This window comes from Nonomuraea glycinis (assembly GCF_014646515.1).
Taxonomy (GTDB): Bacteria; Actinomycetota; Actinomycetes; order Streptosporangiales; family Streptosporangiaceae; genus Nonomuraea; species Nonomuraea glycinis.
In genome coordinates this window covers 36,356-53,047 of the sequence record NZ_BMNK01000023.1, presented here as the reverse complement: position 1 = coordinate 53,047, position 16,692 = coordinate 36,356, and the positions used below count along the sequence as shown (strand labels likewise).

The 16,692-nt window shown below is 69.9% G+C and carries 18 protein-coding genes and 2 pseudogenes; 12 read left to right on the top strand and 8 right to left on the bottom strand.

The features are described 5' to 3' along the window. Window positions 1–247: 247 nt before the first annotated feature. Window positions 248–367 (bottom strand): annotated as a pseudogene (locus IEY87_RS47425) (cytochrome P450); the annotation flags it as partial. On the opposite strand from IEY87_RS47425, the gene IEY87_RS41335 reads away from it, so the two are divergent. The 3 genes from IEY87_RS41335 (at window position 342) to IEY87_RS41325 (ending at window position 2,791) form a co-directional block, all read left to right on the top strand. Continuing rightward, window positions 342–701 (top strand): hypothetical protein, encoded by a 360-nt coding sequence (locus IEY87_RS41335; RefSeq protein ID WP_189144344.1) that lies wholly within the window; start codon window positions 342–344, stop codon window positions 699–701. The pseudogene IEY87_RS47425 and the gene IEY87_RS41335 sit on opposite strands and share 26 nt — an antisense overlap. 334 nt (window positions 702–1,035) lie before the next feature. Then, window positions 1,036–1,971: a hypothetical protein gene (locus tag IEY87_RS41330; RefSeq protein ID WP_225278167.1), complete on the top strand. Its 936-nt coding sequence runs from the start codon at window positions 1,036–1,038 to the stop codon at window positions 1,969–1,971. Beyond that, entirely contained in the window at window positions 1,949–2,791 is an 843-nt protein-coding gene (locus IEY87_RS41325) for a hypothetical protein (protein WP_189144342.1), read from the top strand. Before IEY87_RS41330 ends, IEY87_RS41325 begins: the two co-directional genes overlap by 23 nt. 1 nt (window position 2,792) lies before the next feature. Here the strand turns inward: IEY87_RS41325 and IEY87_RS41320 are convergent, their stop codons facing one another. Together IEY87_RS41320 and IEY87_RS41315 are read right to left on the bottom strand one after the other, a co-directional pair. Next, window positions 2,793–2,948: a hypothetical protein gene (locus tag IEY87_RS41320; protein WP_189144341.1), complete on the bottom strand. Its 156-nt coding sequence runs from the start codon at window positions 2,946–2,948 to the stop codon at window positions 2,793–2,795. 293 nt (window positions 2,949–3,241) lie between these two features. Beyond that, window positions 3,242–3,517 carry a GntR family transcriptional regulator gene (locus IEY87_RS41315; RefSeq protein ID WP_189144340.1) on the bottom strand — a complete coding sequence of 92 codons (276 nt, stop codon included), beginning with the start codon at window positions 3,515–3,517 and terminating at the stop codon, window positions 3,242–3,244. A gap of 308 nt (window positions 3,518–3,825) precedes the next feature. Between IEY87_RS41315 and IEY87_RS41310 the strand changes: the two genes are divergently transcribed. Genes IEY87_RS41310 through IEY87_RS41300 form a run of 3 tightly spaced genes read left to right on the top strand, consistent with a single transcriptional unit; the run spans window position 3,826 to window position 6,269 of the window. Next, on the top strand, window positions 3,826–5,250 hold the full coding sequence (locus IEY87_RS41310) for an aldehyde dehydrogenase family protein (protein ID WP_189144442.1): 1,425 nt from the start codon (window positions 3,826–3,828) through the stop codon (window positions 5,248–5,250). Beyond that, entirely contained in the window at window positions 5,240–5,431 is a 192-nt protein-coding gene (locus tag IEY87_RS41305) for a hypothetical protein (protein ID WP_189144339.1), read from the top strand. The genes IEY87_RS41310 and IEY87_RS41305 overlap by 11 nt, the downstream gene beginning before the upstream one ends. Continuing rightward, window positions 5,424–6,269 (top strand): aldehyde dehydrogenase family protein, encoded by an 846-nt coding sequence (locus IEY87_RS41300; protein WP_189144338.1) that lies wholly within the window; start codon window positions 5,424–5,426, stop codon window positions 6,267–6,269. Before IEY87_RS41305 ends, IEY87_RS41300 begins: the two co-directional genes overlap by 8 nt. 6 nt (window positions 6,270–6,275) lie before the next feature. On the opposite strand, the gene IEY87_RS41295 is transcribed toward IEY87_RS41300, so the two are convergent. Beyond that, a complete protein-coding gene (locus IEY87_RS41295; RefSeq protein WP_189144337.1) occupies window positions 6,276–7,718 on the bottom strand; it encodes an amidase in 1,443 nt (480 codons plus the stop codon). Window positions 7,719–7,878: 160 nt separating this feature from the next. Here IEY87_RS41295 and IEY87_RS46405 point away from each other — a divergent pair, with 160 nt between their 5' ends. From IEY87_RS46405 to IEY87_RS41280, 4 genes are read left to right on the top strand one after another with little or no spacing between them, the layout of a single operon-like run. Beyond that, on the top strand, window positions 7,879–8,067 hold the full coding sequence (locus IEY87_RS46405; protein ID WP_225278169.1) for a hypothetical protein: 189 nt from the start codon (window positions 7,879–7,881) through the stop codon (window positions 8,065–8,067). Window positions 8,068–8,088: 21 nt separating this feature from the next. Then, entirely contained in the window at window positions 8,089–8,829 is a 741-nt protein-coding gene (locus IEY87_RS41290; protein WP_372462294.1) for an SPFH domain-containing protein, read from the top strand. Between the two features lie 5 nt (window positions 8,830–8,834). Then, the gene (locus tag IEY87_RS41285; RefSeq protein ID WP_189144336.1) at window positions 8,835–9,101 is read left to right on the top strand and encodes a type II toxin-antitoxin system antitoxin; all 267 of its coding nucleotides are present in this window, start codon (window positions 8,835–8,837) and stop codon (window positions 9,099–9,101) included. Then, complete coding sequence (locus IEY87_RS41280) at window positions 9,076–9,726, top strand: GOLPH3/VPS74 family protein (RefSeq protein WP_189144335.1); 651 nt, start codon at window positions 9,076–9,078, stop codon at window positions 9,724–9,726. The genes IEY87_RS41285 and IEY87_RS41280 overlap by 26 nt, the downstream gene beginning before the upstream one ends. A 60-nt stretch (window positions 9,727–9,786) precedes the next feature. Here the strand turns inward: IEY87_RS41280 and IEY87_RS41275 are convergent, their stop codons facing one another. Beyond that, window positions 9,787–10,755, bottom strand: coding sequence for an AraC-like ligand-binding domain-containing protein (locus tag IEY87_RS41275; RefSeq protein ID WP_189144334.1), 969 nt, complete (start codon window positions 10,753–10,755; stop codon window positions 9,787–9,789). A 613-nt stretch (window positions 10,756–11,368) separates the two neighbouring features. Here IEY87_RS41275 and IEY87_RS41270 point away from each other — a divergent pair. Next, window positions 11,369–11,758, top strand: coding sequence for a DUF4333 domain-containing protein (locus tag IEY87_RS41270; RefSeq protein WP_225278170.1), 390 nt, complete (start codon window positions 11,369–11,371; stop codon window positions 11,756–11,758). Window positions 11,759–11,945: 187 nt separating this feature from the next. Here IEY87_RS41270 and IEY87_RS41265 read toward each other — a convergent pair whose 3' ends face one another. From IEY87_RS41265 to IEY87_RS41255, 3 genes are all read right to left on the bottom strand, one after another. Then, on the bottom strand, window positions 11,946–12,677 hold the full coding sequence (locus IEY87_RS41265; RefSeq protein ID WP_189144333.1) for a hypothetical protein: 732 nt from the start codon (window positions 12,675–12,677) through the stop codon (window positions 11,946–11,948). 99 nt (window positions 12,678–12,776) lie between these two features. Next, complete coding sequence (locus IEY87_RS41260) at window positions 12,777–15,323, bottom strand: ATP-dependent RNA helicase (protein WP_189144332.1); 2,547 nt, start codon at window positions 15,321–15,323, stop codon at window positions 12,777–12,779. A 19-nt stretch (window positions 15,324–15,342) separates the two neighbouring features. Then, window positions 15,343–15,651 (bottom strand): ArsR/SmtB family transcription factor, encoded by a 309-nt coding sequence (locus IEY87_RS41255; RefSeq protein WP_189144331.1) that lies wholly within the window; start codon window positions 15,649–15,651, stop codon window positions 15,343–15,345. Here IEY87_RS41255 and IEY87_RS46400 point away from each other — a divergent pair. Further along, window positions 15,584–16,456, top strand: a pseudogene (locus IEY87_RS46400) (MFS transporter); the annotation flags it as partial. The gene IEY87_RS41255 and the pseudogene IEY87_RS46400 sit on opposite strands and share 68 nt — an antisense overlap. Between the last annotated feature and the right edge of the window lie 236 nt (window positions 16,457–16,692).

Genomic DNA, 16,692 nt, shown 5'->3' with positions numbered 1-16,692 from the left:
CGGCCGCTTCGTCAGCCGAACCGGCGAGATCGCCTGGTCCTGAACCGGCGTCGTGCCAGGCGACCGTTTCGCCGAGACCCACAGCCGGCTTCACCAGGTGACGGGTAGCTCGTGGACGCCGTAGATGCTGGCTCTGGTACGCATCCGCACCTGCTCTGGCGGCCCGGCCAGCTTCAGCCCCCGGCAGGCGGCGCAGCAGCGCCGGGAAGGCGACGCGCATCTCGATGCGGGCCAGTTGCTGGCCGATGCACTGGTGGATGCCGTGCCCGAAGGCCAGGTGGCTCTCGGCCGGGTGGGCGAGGTCCAGCCGGTCGGGGTCGGGGAAGCGGCCGGGGTCGCGGTTGGCGACCGGCAGTGAGACCGTCACCGTCTCGCCCGCCCGCGCCACCCAGATCGCCGTGTACGGCGTGGCCGCACTCAGCCGGCCGGGGCTTCCCAGGACGCCACCGGGAGATGACCCGCGCCGGCGCGTCCCCTGGACTTATCTTCTCCACCTGCAACCCCTGCTTCACCCGGCCGCTGACCTGCCGGAGGACGGCCTGGTCAGCGGCGAGGCCGGCTTGTACGGAGCGGACGAGGTGGAGAAGTTGTCCACCGAGCTGGTCCGGGTTCGCAAGGGCCGCTTCGTCCTCGACGTGAGCGCCAGGCACGCCGACGGCCTCGAACGGATCGTGGCCGGGGCGCTGCGGGCGCTGGGCTGACGGGTCAGCGTCCTGAAGCGAGCGGACTGGCTCGTGCATTGTGTCGGGGGCTGGCCCGCCTGCGGTGTGCTGGGACGTTCACGCGATGGCTCGTCGGCAGCCAGGCCGTAGCGTGTTGTTCGGAAAATACCAGCACTCCGTACGCGACGGAGGTAGGGTTTTTCCCGAACGCCAAGGGGCTGGAGGTTCGATGGAGGCCAGGCCACAGCCTCAGAACGAGGCTGAAGTCTTGACGGCTGGGATGGCTGTGCTGGGCGACCGGTTGCCGACGGGCTGGCGCGTCCGATCAGTGCGCCCCGGACATCGAGATGCTCACCTCGATGCACTGTGGGAGGTGACCGCACCAGATGGAACCTCGGTCGTGCTGGTAGCGGAAGCCAAGCGCGTGGTGGAAAGACGCGACACCGCTACGCTGCTTCAGCAACTGGATGCATACGTCCAACAGATTCCAGGCAGCCGTGGCGTTGTCGTCGCCAGATACCTTTCACCTCCCGTACGTAAGCGGCTCTCCGATGCCGGCCTGTCCTACATAGACGCGACGGGAAACATACACCTGAACGTGCCTCAGCCCGGTCTGTACATAGTGGACCGAGGGGCTGACCGCGACCCGTGGCGCGGTCCCGGGAGACCGCGCGGAACGTTGAAGGGCGCTCCCGCGGCCAAGGTCGTACGTGCGCTTTTGGACCACAAAAGATCGTGGGCGATCCGCGACCTGGTCAATGTCGCCGGCGTTTCTACTGGGTCGACCTATCGGGTGATCGAGTTCCTCGAAGGCGAGGATCTGGCAACGCGAAACAGTTCGGGCGCAGTCGTAGTGCCCAACTGGGTCGCGCTGCTGAGGCGTTGGAGCGAGGACTACGGGTTCGTGCGCAGCAGCCGCATCACACGCTGGATAGCACCGAGAGGTCTATCGAACCTCGTGCGGAGGGCGTCAGAAAGTCCCGCTCAATACGCCGTAACCGGGACCTTGGCCGCCGCCACGTGGGCCCCCTATGCTCCCGCTCGCTCCGCAATGATCTACACCGAGAACGCCGAGCGATCCGCGCAGCTCTGGGACCTTCGCTCTGCCGATGCCGGAGTCAATGTGATGCTGGCCGAGCCGGAAACCGACGTCGTCTTCACTCGCACTCTTGCCGATGCGTCCGGTCTCACGATCGCAGCACCATCCCAGGTCGCCGTCGACTTGATGACAGGCCCTGGGCGCAGTCCTTCCGAAGCCGAAGAACTCATCGAATGGATGACGCGACATGAATCCACCTGGCGTATCTAGTGGCGACATCCTCGTCCGATCTCGATCGGCTCTTCTTGATGCTCTGGCAGCGCTCGATGCCCATCGCGATGCTGTGATCGTCATCGGGGCACAGGCGATTTACCTGCGTACTGCAGGAAGCCCTGTCGCGCTCGCTGAGACAACGAAGGACAGCGATCTCGCACTTGACCCAAGAGTATTGGAGGACGAACCACTCCTAGAGAAGTCCATGAACAGCGCGGGCTTCTACCGCGATTCCCTCGACGGGCAGCCTGGCGCATGGCTGAACTCCGAAGGCATTCCCGTTGACCTCATGGTGCCCGAGGCCCTCGCAGGACCAGGTACGAAGAACACAAGGGGGGCTCGAATCCCACCGCATGATCGTCGTGCTACCAGGCGTGCCCGAGGTCTCGAAGCCGCTGTCGTCGACAACACGTTCATGGCTGTCACCGCCCTCGATGCTGACGACGCCCGTGAGTATCGAGTTCGAGTCGCTGGGTCCGCAGCCTTGTTGGTGGCCAAGCATCACAAGATCGCCGAACGAGTTTCTGTTCCCCATCGGCTGAACGACAAGGACGCGCATGACGCGTACCGCGTGCTGATCGACGCTGACACCGCCGAACTGGCCGCCGCCTTCCGAATTCTGCGCCGGGAACCCATCAGCAGCGAGGTCACGAGCGAAGCCGTTGAATACCTGACCACACTCTTCGCGGCGGGGCCGGACGCGCTCGGCTCGACGATGGCTGGACGCGCTGAAGAGGGAATCGGGGAACCTGAAACGGTCGCCTTGGCGACATCCCTCCTCGCCGCTGATCTCGTACAAGCCTTGGAGCACGGCTGAGCTATCCCGTCGCCAAAGAGCGCAGGCCGATCGCCACTCCGATCGAAATCCTCGGCATCGGCGACAGATCAGAGACCGCCACGGCCAAGGTCATCGTGGTCGGCTGGAAGATCACGACACCGGTTCTGATGCCGTTTGAACCGATCTGTGCGGCCACCGGTCTCGAACCAGAGCAGTTGCCCGGTACGTGGCTCGTGGCCGACGTCAACTGCTACGCCAGAAACCCCGCCGACCTGTATTTTCGGAACAGCACGCTAGCCCCCTCGCCGGACGAGGAATGGTTCCCAGAGTGATCGACGACGAGCTTGGGGTGACCATCCTGACGCGGGCCATGGCAACTCCGCCCACGCGGACCGGGATATCAGCAGGTGCTGATTGATGGTATGCCTGTGCTCTGGCTCAGTGGTGAGCCTTCCTCGAACCTGATGTCCCCTCACTGCGGCCTGGAACTCACCCCTCGGCGCCCTCAGTGCTGTCTGACGGAGAGACGTACGTGCCGCGCTGGGGCATGACGAAGAGCACTCCCTCGGCGACGAGCTCTGCGATGCCGCGGCGAACGGTCGAACGCGCCAGGCCGTACTCCTGAACGAGCCGAGCCTCGGATGGGATCGGGCGATTCGGCCGCCAGTCGCCTCTGGCGATGCGGGCCTTCAGGATCGCGGCGAGCTGTCGGTACGGCGTGATGGGACCGTCGTGATCGATCAAATCGTCAGGGCCAAACATCATGGTCACGAAGCTATAAGTATCGCCCCAAGCCTGCCCTCGCCTGGCCTGGTGCCGCGCCCATCATGCTGGGGATTCGGCTGTTCGAGAACATCTCGGTGAGTTGCTCGACCTGTCCGATCGCGGGCACCGGCTGACCTTGGTCTGCTGGCAGTTGTCTGTACGGCGACATCAGTAGCGCTGCTGACCCAGTGGAGGTTCGGTCCCGGTAGCGATCGTGCCGCGTTCCGCGCCGGACCCGCTGAGCACTCGGCATGACCGTCTACGCTGGCAGGCGTGATGTCCCAATACTTCACTCTGGGCTGATGGCGATGTTCGAGTACGCACCCGCGCCAGAGTCGCGCGACATCGTCGATCTCAAGCCGTCCTACGGGTTGTTCATCAACGGAGAGTTCGTGGACGGCTCAGGGCCGTCCTTCAAGACCGTCAACCCGGCGACCGAGGAGACGCTCGCGGAGGTGGCCACCGCCTCTTCCGATGACGTCGACCGCGCCGTACAAGCTGCTCGTAAGGCCTTTGACGGCTGGAGCGGGCTGCCGGGGGCCGAGCGGGCCAAGTATCTGTTCCGCGTCGCCCGGATCATCCAGGAGCGGGCCAGGGAGCTGGCCGTGCTGGAGTCGCTCGACAACGGCAAGCCGATCCGTGAGTCGCGTGACGTGGACGTGCCGCTGGTCGCGGCGCACTTCTTCTACTACGCGGGCTGGGCCGACAAGCTGGGGTACGCCGGGTTCGGGGCCGATCCTCGGCCGCTCGGCGTCGCCGGGCAGGTCATTCCGTGGAACTTCCCGCTGCTCATGCTGGCGTGGAAGATCGCGCCGGCGCTGGCCTGCGGCAACACGGTGGTGCTCAAGCCGGCCGAGACGACGCCGCTGACCGCGCTGCTGTTCGCGGAGATCTGCCGGCAGGCCGAGCTGCCGCCCGGGGTGGTCAACATCGTCACCGGGGCGGGCGAGACCGGCGCGGCCGTGGTCGCGCACCCCGACGTGAACAAGGTGGCCTTCACCGGCTCGACCGAGGTCGGCCGGGTCATCGCGCGCACCGTCGCGGGCACCGGCAAGAAGCTCACGCTGGAGCTGGGCGGCAAGGCCGCGAACATCGTGTTCGAGGACGCCGCCCTGGACCAGGCCGTCGAGGGCATCGTCAACGGCATCTTCTTCAACCAGGGGCACGTCTGCTGCGCGGGCTCGCGGCTGCTGGTGCAGGAGTCGATCCAGGACGAGCTGCTGTCGGCGCTCAAGCGCAGGCTGGGGACGCTGCGGCTGGGCGACCCGCTCGACAAGAACACCGACATCGGCGCCATCAACTCCGCCGAGCAGCTCGCCAAGATCCGGCAGCTGTCGGACCTCGGCGAGTCGGAGGGGGCCGAGCGCTGGTCACCCGCCTGCGAGCTGCCCGACAGGGGCTACTGGTTCCCGCCCACGATCTTCACCGGCGTGGCCCAGTCGCACCGCATCGCCCGCGAGGAGATCTTCGGGCCGGTGCTGTCGGTCCTGACCTTCCGCACCCCGGCCGAGGCCGTCGAGAAGGCGAACAACACGCCGTACGGCCTCTCGGCGGGCATCTGGACCGAGAAGGGCTCGCGCATCCTGTGGATGGCCGACCAGCTCAGGGCGGGAGTGATCTGGGCCAACACCTTCAACCGGTTCGACCCGGCCTCGCCCTTCGGCGGCTACAAGGAGTCCGGCTACGGGCGCGAGGGCGGACTGCTCGGACTGGAGGCCTACCTTGACGTGTGACCACGGCCGTCGCCGGGCCCGCCGCACGCAGGCCACCCGCGGCCACGCCTTCGCCCGCGCCGGACGCCCCGTACGCACCGGCTGGTACGCCCACCGCTGCGGCGTGAGCCGGTGCGGCCAGGTGTTCGTGCCGGTCCAGACGACTCAGGAGATCATGTGGAGGGGGCGCGGCGATGAGTAGGTTGTCCGTTCGCAAGACCTACAAGCTGTTCATCGGCGGGAAGTTCCCGCGCTCCGAGAGCGGGAGGTCCTACACCGTGACCTCGCCCAAGGGTGACTTCCTCGCCAACGCGTCCAGGGCGTCGCGCAAGGACGCCAGGGACGCGGTGACGGCCGCGCGCAAGGCCTTCCCTGGCTGGTCGGGCGCCACCGCCTACAACCGCGGCCAGATCCTCTACCGGATCGCGGAGATGCTGGAGGGCCGCCGCGGGCAGTTCGCCGAGGAGCTCGGCACGGGGAAGAAGGCCGCGCTGGAGGCGGTGGACGCGACGATCGACCGGCTCGTCTGGTACGCGGGCTGGTCCGACAAGATCGCCTCGGTGCACGGCACCGCCAATCCCGTCGCGGGCCCGTACTTCAACCTGTCCTCGCCGGAGCCCACCGGGGTGGTCGCGGTCGTGGCGCCCGCCGATCCGCTGCTGGGGCTGATCTCGGTCGTCGCGCCGGTGATCGTCACCGGCAACACGTGCGTGGTGGTGGCCGCGGAGCGGACCCCGCTGCCGTCGATCACGCTGGCCGAGGTGCTGGCCACCTCCGACCTGCCGGGCGGCGTCGTCAACATCCTCACCGGTCACCAGGCGGAGCTGGCGCCCTGGCTGGCGGCCCACATGGACGTCAACGGCCTGGACCTGACAGGCGTGGCGGACGCCGACCTGGCGCTGCGCTGCGAGCAGGAGGCGGCCGTCAACCTCAAGCGGGTGCTGCCCGCCTCGACGGACGACTGGGCGGCCGACCCCGGCCTGAAGCGAATGACCCGCTTCCTGGAGACCAAGACCGTCTGGCACCCGCTCGGCGTCTAGCCGCGTCTAGACGGAGAAGCCCGGGGGGCGGATCGGTGGGTGGGCCGTCTGCAGTTGGGCGGCGAGGCCGAGCAGGTGGGGTTCGCCGCCCGGCGGGGCGATGAGCTGCACGCCGATGGGCAGGCCGCTGGAGTGGGTGGCGATCGGGACCGTCATGGCGGGCCAGCCGCACATGTTCCACGGGCCGGTCACCGGGGCGTAGCGGACGTTGCCCAGCACCGTGCGGAGCAGGCCGCGCTCGCCCCAGCCTTCGGCCCTGGGCGGGATCGCCGCCAGCGCCGGGGTGATGAGCACGTCGGCGTCGCCGAACCACTGGTCGGCGCCGTAGCCGCTCCACCGGTCCCGGCCCCGCACGCCGTCCAGGCCGAGCCGGGTGAGCACCCGCCCACCACGGGCCAGCGCGCGGCTGCGGCGTTCCAGCCGCCACCGGTCCAGGCCGTCCGCCGCCTCGCCGGCCCGGGTGAGCCAGGTGGCGATCGTCGCGGGGCCGAGCCAGGTGGGCAGGCGCGTGTCACGCTCGACGATGGTGTGCCCGGCGACGCGGAGCGTCTCGGCCGCCCCGCGTACCGCCGCCTGAAACTCCTTGTCCATCGGCAGGCCGGTGGGCAGGGGCTGCGGGGTGTAGGCGATGCGCAGGTCGAACGGCTCGGGGCTGTCCTGTGGCGGCGGCGGCTCCCAGACCTCGTCGTCGTCCGCCCAGACCGAGCGGAGCATCGGCCGCCGGGGCTCCAGCCGGCAGCCGCCCCGCCACGCCTCGGCCAGCGACGGGTCCGCGGCCAGCACGGACAGCATCAGCGACAGATCCGCGGCGACGGTGGCGATCGGGCCGTTCTCCGACAGGCCCTGCCAGGCGTCCGACGGGGGCGGGACCAGGCCGGTGCCCGGTTTGACGGCGAGCACCCCGCAGCACGCCGCCGGGATCCTGAGCGAGCCCATGCCGTCGTTGCCGAGCGCGATCGGCACCATCCCGGCCGCGACCGCCGCGGCGCTGCCCGAGGACGAGCCGCCCGCCGTACGGCTTCTGTCCCAGGGATTGCGTACGGTGCCGTACGCGCTGTCGCCGAAGGCCACCAGGCCGAGCTCGGGCAGGTTCGTCAGCCCGATCACCACCGCGCCCGCCGCGCGCAGGCGGGCGACCGTGGCGTGGTCCTCGGCGGCGGGGGCGTCGCCGGTGACGGCGGAGCCGATCCGGGTGGCCTCCCCGGCGACCTCCACGTTGTCCTTGACCGCGACGGGCACCCCGGCCAGCGGCAGATCCGCCAGGTCACGGCGTCGCTGCACGGCCCGCGCCTCCTCCAGCGCCTCCCGCCTGACCAGGCGGAAGGCGCCCACGCGCGGGTCACGTTCGGCGATCACCCGCAGGTGCTCCTCGATGACCGCCGTGGCCGTGACCTTGCCCTGTCGTACGGCCGCCGCGATCTCCGTGGCGGACTTGCCTGCCCACAACATGCCTAGAGTGTGCAGGTTTCTCCTCCTGGTTGCGAGGATCCTTGCCCGTCTTCTGCTCCCTTTCAGGGCGAGCCGCCCCGCTGAGAATCGGTCTTCCACAGTCCGCGAAAAAGTGATATCACTTTGATAGTACGGTGAAGTCACAGAGAAGGGACGGACGATGGTGGACACATCGGGCGGGGCCACACTTGAGGCCGCCGTCGTGGACATGCCCGCACCGCGCACGAGCGAGCACCCCGTGCGGGCGGCCAACGGGTTCGTGATGCTGGGGGTGGCGACGGCGCTGACCCTGGGCGGGATCGCGCTGCTCGTCGTGGGAATCGCCATGCTCGCCTCGGGGGCCGGGTAGGGCGGCCTGTGGGTGCTCATCGTGAGCATCCTGACGATCGTGCTCGGGTTCTTCACCTACTTCGGCCTCACCGCGGTGGCGCCGGGCGAGGCCAGGGTGGTGCAGCTGCTCGGCCGGTACGTCGGCACCCTGCGCACCCCCGGCTTCCACTGGGTCAACCCGATCACGGCACGCCGGCGGGTGTCCACGCGGATCCGCAACCACGAGACGGGCGTGACGAAGGTCAACGACGCGGACGGCAATCCGATCCAGATCGCGACCGTGGTGGTCTGGCAGGTGGAGGACACCGCGCAGGCGGTCTTCGAGGTGGACGACTTCCTGGAGTTCGTGGCCATCCAGGCGGAAACGGCCGTGCGGCACATCGCGGGCAGCTATCCGTACGACGCGCACGGCGACCCGAGGCTGTCCCTGCGGGACAACGCCGACGAGATCAACGAGCGGCTGTCCACGGAGATCGCGGCCAGGGTGTCGTCCGCCGGGGTGAAGGTCATCGAGTCCCGCATCATCCACCTGGCGTACGCGCCCGAGATCGCCCACGCCATGCTGCGCCGCCAGCAGGCGGGCGCGGTGGTCGCGGCCCGGCAGCGGATCGTCGAGGGCGCGGTCGGCATGGTGGAGATGGCCCTGGCCCGGCTCGCCGAGCACGACGTGGTCGAGCTGGACGAGGAGCGCAAGGCGGCCATGGTGAGCAACCTGCTCGTGGTGCTGGTGGGTGACCGCGACACCCAGCCCGTGGTCAACACGGGCACGCTCTACCACTAGTCACCGTGGAGCGGAAGAAGATCCTGCTGCGCCTTGACCCGGTGGTGCATGACGCGCTGACCAGGTGGGCGGCCGACGAGCTGCGCAGCACGAACTCTCAGATCGAGTTCCTGCTGCGCAGGGCCCTGTCCGAGGCCGGACGCCTGCCTGATGGGGTGGGGCGGATGCGCCCACGCGGACGGCCGAAGAAGGCACCAGAGGACGGCACAACGGACGACGCGGATCACGGAGAAGAGGAGCGGGCGGATGGAGACGCAAGTGAAGCAGGGTGAGTCACTGACCCGATCAACCTTCCTACTGGCCTTCGACCTGCGGAAGGAAAAGCTGACCCAGCGGGACGTGCTGGGCTATCTGCTGCGCGCGGCAGCCCTCACCGAGCTGCTGCTGGCGGGCAACCTGGTGGACGAGTCGGGCAAGGCGCGAGCTCGCACCGCCCCGGCCGCCGAGCCGGGTTCCCTGCCGGCCGTGGTCTGGGAGCAGATCTCGAGCTCGCCGCCCCGCTCGTGGCGGCGGTGGGTGCAGAAGGACCACGGCAAGGCGGTCCACGTGGTACGCGACGAGCTGGCGGCCGCCCGGCTGATCAGCGTGGAGCGGCGCCGCATCCTGCTGTTCCCGGTCGAACGGATCACGCCACGCAAGGCGTACCTGTCGCGCAGGCTGGCCGAGCGCGTCGGCCGGGCCATCCGCGGCGGCCAGCCGGTCGGGCACCTGGACGAGGACGTCCGCGTCATGGCGGCGCTGGCCACGGCTGCCGGGCTCAAGACGGTGGTGCCCTCCTGGCGGGAGACGCGTCAGCTCCGGGACCGGATCCAGCAACTGTCCGCGCCCGTCGAGCCGGTCGCGACCGCATTGCGCAAGAGCGTCGAGGCGGCCAAGGCGGCGAGCTCAAGCGGCTGACGAGTGTCGTGCCCGCCGACGTGGACAGGCTTGGCGGACGGTGAACGCGCGCGGAGACCATCACGCGGAGGCGCGGGGGTGGTTCTGTTCGCGCCAGGCCCGCGGTGAGATTCCGTACGTCTGTTTGAACATCTTGCTGAAGTGGGTCGCGTCCGCGAAGCCCCAACTCCGCCCTATCGCCGCGATGGTCCGCAGCCGCCCGTTCTGGCCGGCCAGCTCCCGCCTGCATTCGGCCAGACGGCGCGTACGGATCCAGTCTCCGAGGCTGATTCCCGAGCGGGACAGCACAGCGTAGAGATGGCGTACGGAGATGTCGTGCGCGGCGGCTATCCGCGCCGCCGACAGATCCCGATCAGCCAGATGCTCACGGATGTATTGAGTGACCCGCAGGCTGAGCGTCGCCTCCAATGGCGCCCTGGCCAGGCCGGAGTTGTCGTGCTGGGACGTCAGGACGGCACGGAGGAGTTCGACGCTGGGTTGCACGGCGGCGTCAGCGTGCACACCCTGGTGCAATTCGTCGGTGGCGGTCAGTTGGGAGAAGTAGGTGAAGGCGAGACGCGCGATGGGGTTGTCGGATCCCAGGGGGACCGCGGTGATGTCTCGCAGTAACCGGTCGGGGAGCGCGAGTGCCGCGCGGGGGAAACGGATGAAGCGGTGGTCGACTTGCTCGTCGAAGAGGAGGGTGTAGGGAGCGATCGACTCGAAGACGGCGCAGTCTCCCGGCCCCAGCAGGCACTCGCGACCGTTCTGCACCACCATGCTGCTGCCCGTCATCTGAACACCCAGGGTGACGGCCGGCTCATCATCTTCCCGGGCGAGCCGCTCCGTCCGACGGATCGTGACCGCGGTCGCCCGCGCCGAACAGACCTTGAGGGGCCCGACGGCGCCGAGTCCGATGCGAACGGCGATGTCCTCAGCCGGCGGACCGTGGTCGATGTCGACTGCCACCATGGATTCCCAAACCGCGTTCCGGACCACTTCCTCCCGGTCCTGCGGCGGTATGAACGCGGTGTCCAGGACCGGGCTCATGAGGCGGACCTTCGTCCGCGTCGGTCACAGAGCAGGCCTGGTAGGACCTCGGCCCGTTCCCCCACAAGACCCCCTCGACACGGCCGGTTCGCGACATCAGTTTGTCGGGATCGCCGCTCGCTGTACGACTGCTTCGACAGGCACCCGCAGGGCTCTCGCCTGATACAGCGCCTGAAGCCGTGCACCACTGACAAAGTTTCCAGCATGAATGACAAAGTCCGAAGCCCACGATAGCCCTAAGGTCCTTGGACGAAGCCAGGGAGGGGAGAGGTGCGTGGCGGCCGTGGCCGAGCGTCATCACAGTGTCTGGGCCGACAACGGCTACAAGAACAAAGCCGTCGAGCACGCAGCCACCTGCGGTATCGATCTTGAAGTCGTCCGACGCAACTCCAACGCCCCAGCCCCAGCAGCTGTAGTGCTTGATCGTTGAGCCTTCGCACCGCTTATGCGCGGAACCGATTCAGTCGATTGCGCATCCTGCTCTTTTCTCATCACTCACAAATTGGGGGACATCATGTGGTATAAGGGGCGTAACAAGAGGATCGCGGCCGCGACGGCGCTGGGCGCACTGACGGTGCTTCTCGCCACCGGATGCTCCTTCAGTCTTGGCAACGTGGACAAGAAGAATGAGGCGACGGCCAGCGAGGAAGCAGCCGCCGTCGAGGAGGGCCCGGCCGAGAAGCAGCCGACGGCCGAGGAGAAGCCGGCCGAGGAGAAGCCAGTCGGTGACGACCCCGCAGAGCCCGAGAACACGGGCGTCAGCGAGGGCGGGGCCGTCCACAAGGCCCGAGTCGCGCAGACGATCTCCGACAAGCTCACCGCGGACGCCGGCAAGCGTCCCGACAGGGTCACCTGTCCTGAGCACCTCCCGGCCCGGGTCGGCGCCACGATCCGCTGCGAGCTCATTGCCGGCAGCGACACCCTCGGTGTCACCGTCACTGCCGCCTCGGTCAACGGCAAGCAGGTCAATTACAACTTCAAGGTCGACGACAACGTCGGGTGAACATTGAGCCCGCGCGACCCGTTCGGGAAACGAAAGGCCCAGGTCGGAGATCCGGTCCTTTCGGGGGACCGGATCCAGCAGATGTCCACGCCCATCGAGCCGGTCGCGACCGCATTGCGCAAGAGCGTCGAAACGGCCACGGCGGCGAGCGCAGGCGGCTGACTCCCGCGTTGACCGCGTGCGGTCGTCAGCGGGGCTTCAGCCAGATGCGCAGCGGGCCCGCCGGGGTGAAGCCGTGCTCGGCGGCCGGGGCCGGGTCGGACTCGTAGCCGACCAGCGGGCGGCCGGGGAAGAGGGCTGCGGCCTGCGTGATCGTGCCCGCCCAGGCGGTGTCCAGGTGGCCTGGGCGGGCGAAGACGTTCGATACGCCGACCGTGTCGCCGGCGCGGGTGGCGTTGAGCACGGAGCCACAGACGATGCCGCCCAAGTTGTCCGTCCTGGCTGTGCCGAAGTCGGCCACGTCGCGTACATCGCCGCTCAGGACACCGGCCAGGATGGCGATTCCCTGCTCGGCGAGCAGCGGCGCCGTGAACAGGCCCTGCGGGTCGCCCTCGAAGCAGGCGAGCTCCCAGGCGCGCAGCGTCTCCACGTCCGTCACGACCTGCCAGGTGACATCGCCGCCCGCCGCCGCGGGTCCGGCGGGGCGGTGGAGCCAGGTGGCCTCGATCAGCACCTCGAAGCCCGCGGGCCGCAGATCCAGCGTGGCGAAGCTGTCCTTGACCGACGCGCCGGGGCCGGTGTCGATCGCGGACAGGACGTCGTCAGGCGTGGCGTCGGGGGACAGGGTGACGGCGTCCGGATATAACGGCGGGGTTCTGGCCGGGTTCGTCCAGGCTCGGAGGGTGAACAGGCCGGGGAGGCCGTGGGCGCGGCACATGGCGTCACACCACTCGGCGTTGTTCAGGGCCGCCTGGGACATCGTGTCCTCCGTTTCAACCGGCGTTGTGCGGGGCGGTCTGCGGCATCGCCCGGCGTTGTGCAAGGTGGCCTGTGGCATCGCCCGGCGTTGTGCGAAGCATCAGGTCTTTCGTTTCGCCCGGCGGGTCGGGGTCGCGGTGAGTGGGTCTTCGGGCCAGGGGTGTCTGGGGTAGCGGCCGCGCAGCTCCGCCCGGACCGCACGGTAGCCCTCCCGCCAGAACGACGCCAGATCCGCCGTCACCGCGACCGGCCGTCCGGCCGGGGACAGCAGGTGGATCAGCAGCGGGACGCCCGCGATGCGCGGTGTGTCCTCCCAGCCGAACAGCTCCTGCAGCTTCACCGCGAGCACCGGCTGCTCGCCCGAATAGTCCAGGCGCACCCGGGACCCGGTCGGCACCTCGACCCGCTCCGGCGCCACCGCGTCCAGGCGCTGGCTCCACGGCACCAGCCGGTGCAGCGCCGCCGCCACGTCGATGCGCTCCAGGTCGGCCCGCCTGCGCGCCCTGGACAGCTCCGGCTCCAGCCACTGGTCGGCCAGGTCGGCGAGGCGGTCCATGTCCGGCCACGGCGCCCCGACGGCCCGATGACAGAACGCCAGCCGGTCGCGTACCGCCTGCGCCTGTTTCGTCCAGGTCAGTACGTTCTCCGTACGCAGCCCGTACAGCAAGGCTTCCCGCACGTCGGCGCCGGGCAGCGGCGTGGAGGACAGCTCGATCGCGCCGAGTCGCTCGACCACCCGGGCGGCCACGTCCCCGCGCCGGCCACCGGGTGGCACCTTCCAGGCGACCTCCTCCTCGGTCGTCACCTGGTGTGCCTGCCGGGCGATTTCTTCGTCGATGGCCACCGCCTGGCGGATGCGCGCCGAGGCCGAGCCGGTGGGCCGGTCGGCGACCGCGACGGCCAGCCACTGCGCGGTGGCGAGCTTCGAGCTCTCCTTGAGCTGCGCCTCGGTGCCGGAGGCCATCAAATAGCCGCCGCCCCGCCGCCGGGCCACCCGCTCGGGGAAGGCGAGCGCGACCGCGACCCCGGCCACCTCGTCGTCACTGAGTCTCGTGCTCGTACGCGGGCCGTCCCCGGAGCGCGTCAGCCGTCTGGCCTCCCTGCGCCAGCGGGCGGTGAAGGCGTCGTCGCCGCGGCGGGCCGCGCGCCAGACCTCCACCAGGTCGTCGCCCATCTCGCGGGGCAGTTGCTCCGACAGCAGGGCGATCACCTCGGCGGCGCGCGGGCCGAGGTCGATCAGCGCTCTGGCCAGCCGGGGCTCGACGCCTGCCACGGCCATCCGGCGCCCGCGCGAGGTCACCCGGCCCGCGTCGAACGCGTTGAGCGTCTGGAGGGTGCTGAGCGCCGCGGACATGGCGGCAGGCGGGGGCGGGTCGAGCAGGGCCAGGCCGGTGGCGTCCGGGGAGCCCCAGCAGGCCGTCTGGAGGGCGAAGGCGGTCAGGTCGGCCAGCGCGATCTCCGGGCGGGGATGGTCGGCCAGTCGCTCGTGCTCGGCGGCCGTCCAGCAGCGGTAGACGGCGCCGGGGGCCTCGCGGCCGGCCCGTCCGGCCCGCTGGTCGGCGGAGGATCTGGACACCCTGACGGTGGTCAGCGAGCCGAGGCCGCGCGCGTGGTCGGTGCGCGGCTCCCTGGCCAGGCCCGCGTCCACCACCACGCGTACGCCAGGAACGGTCAGGCTCGACTCGGCCACCGACGTGGCCAGCACCACCCTGCGGACCGCCCCCGGCGCCAGCACGGCGTCCTGGACGCGAGCCGGGGCCTGCCCGTGGACCTGCAGCACCTCGATGCCCTGGCCGCTCGGGACGTCCTGAGGGCCGTGGCCACCTTGAGGGCGGTGGACATCCGGTGAGCCGTGCGCGTTCTGAGGGCCGGCAGCAGGTCGGGGGTTGGGGACGCCGTTGAGCATGGCGGCGACCCTGGAGATCTCGGCCACGCCCGGCAGGAAGCAGAGCACGTCGCCGTCTCGTTCTACCAGCGCTCGCCGTACCACGTGGGCGACGTGCGACAGCAGGGCGGGGTCGACGCGCAGGCCGTGCGGTGGGGCGACGGGGCGCGGTGGCGGGGCCCACACGATCTCGACCGGATGGGTGGTGCCGGTGGCCCGGACGATCGGCGCGTCCTGGGCGTCGCGGCCGAGCAGGCGGGCCCAGGGGGCGGCGTCGGCGGTGGCGGAGGTGGCGATGAGGCGCAGGTCGGGGCGGAGGGTGTCGCGGACGTCCAGGAGGAACGCGAGCGCCGTGTCGGCGTCCAGGTGGCGTTCGTGGCACTCGTCGAGCATGACGACGTCCACTCCCGGCAACTCCTGGTCCCGCTGAAGGCGCTGCAGGAGCACGCCGGTGGTGACGACCTCGACCATCGGGTTCGCGCCGACGTGGCGCTCGCCGCGGATGGTGTAGCTGACGCCCATGCGCCGGGCGGCGGCGCGCACCGCGAGGCGTCGCGGCTCGGCGACCAGGACGCGCAGGCCGGTCTCCGCCAGCGCGAGCGGGACGACGGTGGTCTTGCCGGTGCCGGGCGGGGCCGTCAGCACGGCGCTGCCCGCCCGCTTCAGCACGTCCAGCAACTCGGGCAGAACGTGGCGGATCGGCAGCACGCCAGGCAGCGCCCCAGGCCGGTCCGGCGGCACGCCAGGCTGGTCAGGCGGCATGCCAGGTCGGTCAGAACGGTCAGGCGGCATGTGTAGCCGAGACCACGGAGCCGAGCAGGCCGGGGAAGCGGGCGTCGAGGTCGTCGTGGCGCACGCTCAGGAGCTTGAGCCGCCCTCTCGGCGTCGTGCGGACGACGCCCGCCTCCCGCAGGATGCGGAAGTGGTGCGAGGCAGTGGACTTGTGCACGCTCAGCCGGACACTCGCGTCGCCACAGGTCAGCTCTCCGGCCGTGGTCAGCAGGGCGACGATCTCCAGGCGTATGGGGTCCGACAGGGCCCGCAGGACCTCCGTGAGCTGGATGTCCTCGGTGGCCGGATGGAAAAGCATGCCCGAACCCTACCCGGATCCATTGTTTGACAAGCATCCAACTATGCGTCAGTTTGATACCCATCCAACTTTCGGAGGAACCGTGAATCGCCGGCTCTACCCACTGGCGGTGGGCAACTTCGCCGTCGGCACCGGGATGTTCGTCACCGCCGGGCTGCTGCCCCCCGTCTCCAGCGACCTGAACGTCTCCACGGCGGCCGCCGGGCAGCTGATGACCGTCTTCGCCCTGGCCTACGCCCTGCTGTCGCCGGTGCTCGCCGCCGTGACCGCCAAGCTGTCGCGCAGGAGGCTGCTGCTCGTCGCCCTGGGCGTCTTCATGCTCGGCAACGTGCTGACCGCGCTCGCGCCGACCTACCCGCTCGTCCTGGCCGCCCGGGTGATCTCCGCGGCGGGCGCGGCCATGTTCACCCCGACCGCCTCGGGCGTGGCCACGGCCCTGGTCGGCCCGGAGCGTCGCGGACGGGCGCTGGCGCTGGTCCTGGGCGGGATGAGCGTGTCGTCGGCCCTCGGCGTGCCACTCGGCACCTGGCTGGGCGGCGTGTCCGGCTGGCGGGCCACGATGTGGCTGGTGGCCGGGCTGGGCGCGCTCGGCTTCGCCGGGATCATGGCCCTGGTGCCCGAGGTCAGGGTCGCCGCGACCACGGGCCGGCTGGCGGAGAGGTTCGCGCCGCTGGGCGACCGGCGGGTGCTCGCGGTGCTGGGGACCCAGTTGCTCATGTTCGGCTCCGCGTTCGCCGCGTACGTCTACATCGGCTCGCTGTTCGATCTGCCGCTGGCGGCCCTGTTGTGGGCGTGGGGAGTGGGCGCCATCGTCGGCAACCAGGTCGGCGGCCGGCTCACCGACGCCTACGGGCCACGCCGGATGGTGCTGCTCGCGCTGGTCGCCTCCACCGTGTTCGTGGCGATCATCCCGCTGGTCGGCATCGCGCTGCCCGTGGCGCTGGTGTGGGCGTTCCTCTGGGGCGCGGTGGGCTGGCTGGTCGCGCCCGCGCAGCAGTACCGGCTCGTCGCCGTGCTGCCGGACAACGTGCCCATCGGACT

Excerpts from the sequence above, each read along its gene's own strand:
- IEY87_RS41315 (WP_189144340.1), bottom strand. The coding sequence starts at position 3,517 with ATGATGTTTGGCCCTGACGATTTGATCGATCACGACGGTCCCATCACG.
- IEY87_RS41280 (WP_189144335.1), top strand. The coding sequence starts at position 9,076 with ATGGAGACGCAAGTGAAGCAGGGTGAGTCACTGACCCGATCAACCTTC.
- IEY87_RS41255 (WP_189144331.1), bottom strand. The coding sequence starts at position 15,651 with ATGCTTTTCCATCCGGCCACCGAGGACATCCAGCTCACGGAGGTCCTG.
- IEY87_RS41325 (WP_189144342.1), top strand. The coding sequence starts at position 1,949 with ATGAATCCACCTGGCGTATCTAGTGGCGACATCCTCGTCCGATCTCGA.
- IEY87_RS41275 (WP_189144334.1), bottom strand. The coding sequence starts at position 10,755 with ATGAGCCCGGTCCTGGACACCGCGTTCATACCGCCGCAGGACCGGGAG.
- IEY87_RS41310 (WP_189144442.1), top strand. The coding sequence starts at position 3,826 with ATGTTCGAGTACGCACCCGCGCCAGAGTCGCGCGACATCGTCGATCTC.
- IEY87_RS41300 (WP_189144338.1), top strand. The coding sequence starts at position 5,424 with ATGAGTAGGTTGTCCGTTCGCAAGACCTACAAGCTGTTCATCGGCGGG.
- IEY87_RS41295 (WP_189144337.1), bottom strand. The coding sequence starts at position 7,718 with ATGTTGTGGGCAGGCAAGTCCGCCACGGAGATCGCGGCGGCCGTACGA.
- IEY87_RS41265 (WP_189144333.1), bottom strand. The coding sequence starts at position 12,677 with ATGTCCCAGGCGGCCCTGAACAACGCCGAGTGGTGTGACGCCATGTGC.
- IEY87_RS46405 (WP_225278169.1), top strand. The coding sequence starts at position 7,879 with ATGGTGGACACATCGGGCGGGGCCACACTTGAGGCCGCCGTCGTGGAC.
- IEY87_RS41260 (WP_189144332.1), bottom strand. The coding sequence starts at position 15,323 with ATGCCGCCTGACCAGCCTGGCGTGCCGCCGGACCGGCCTGGGGCGCTG.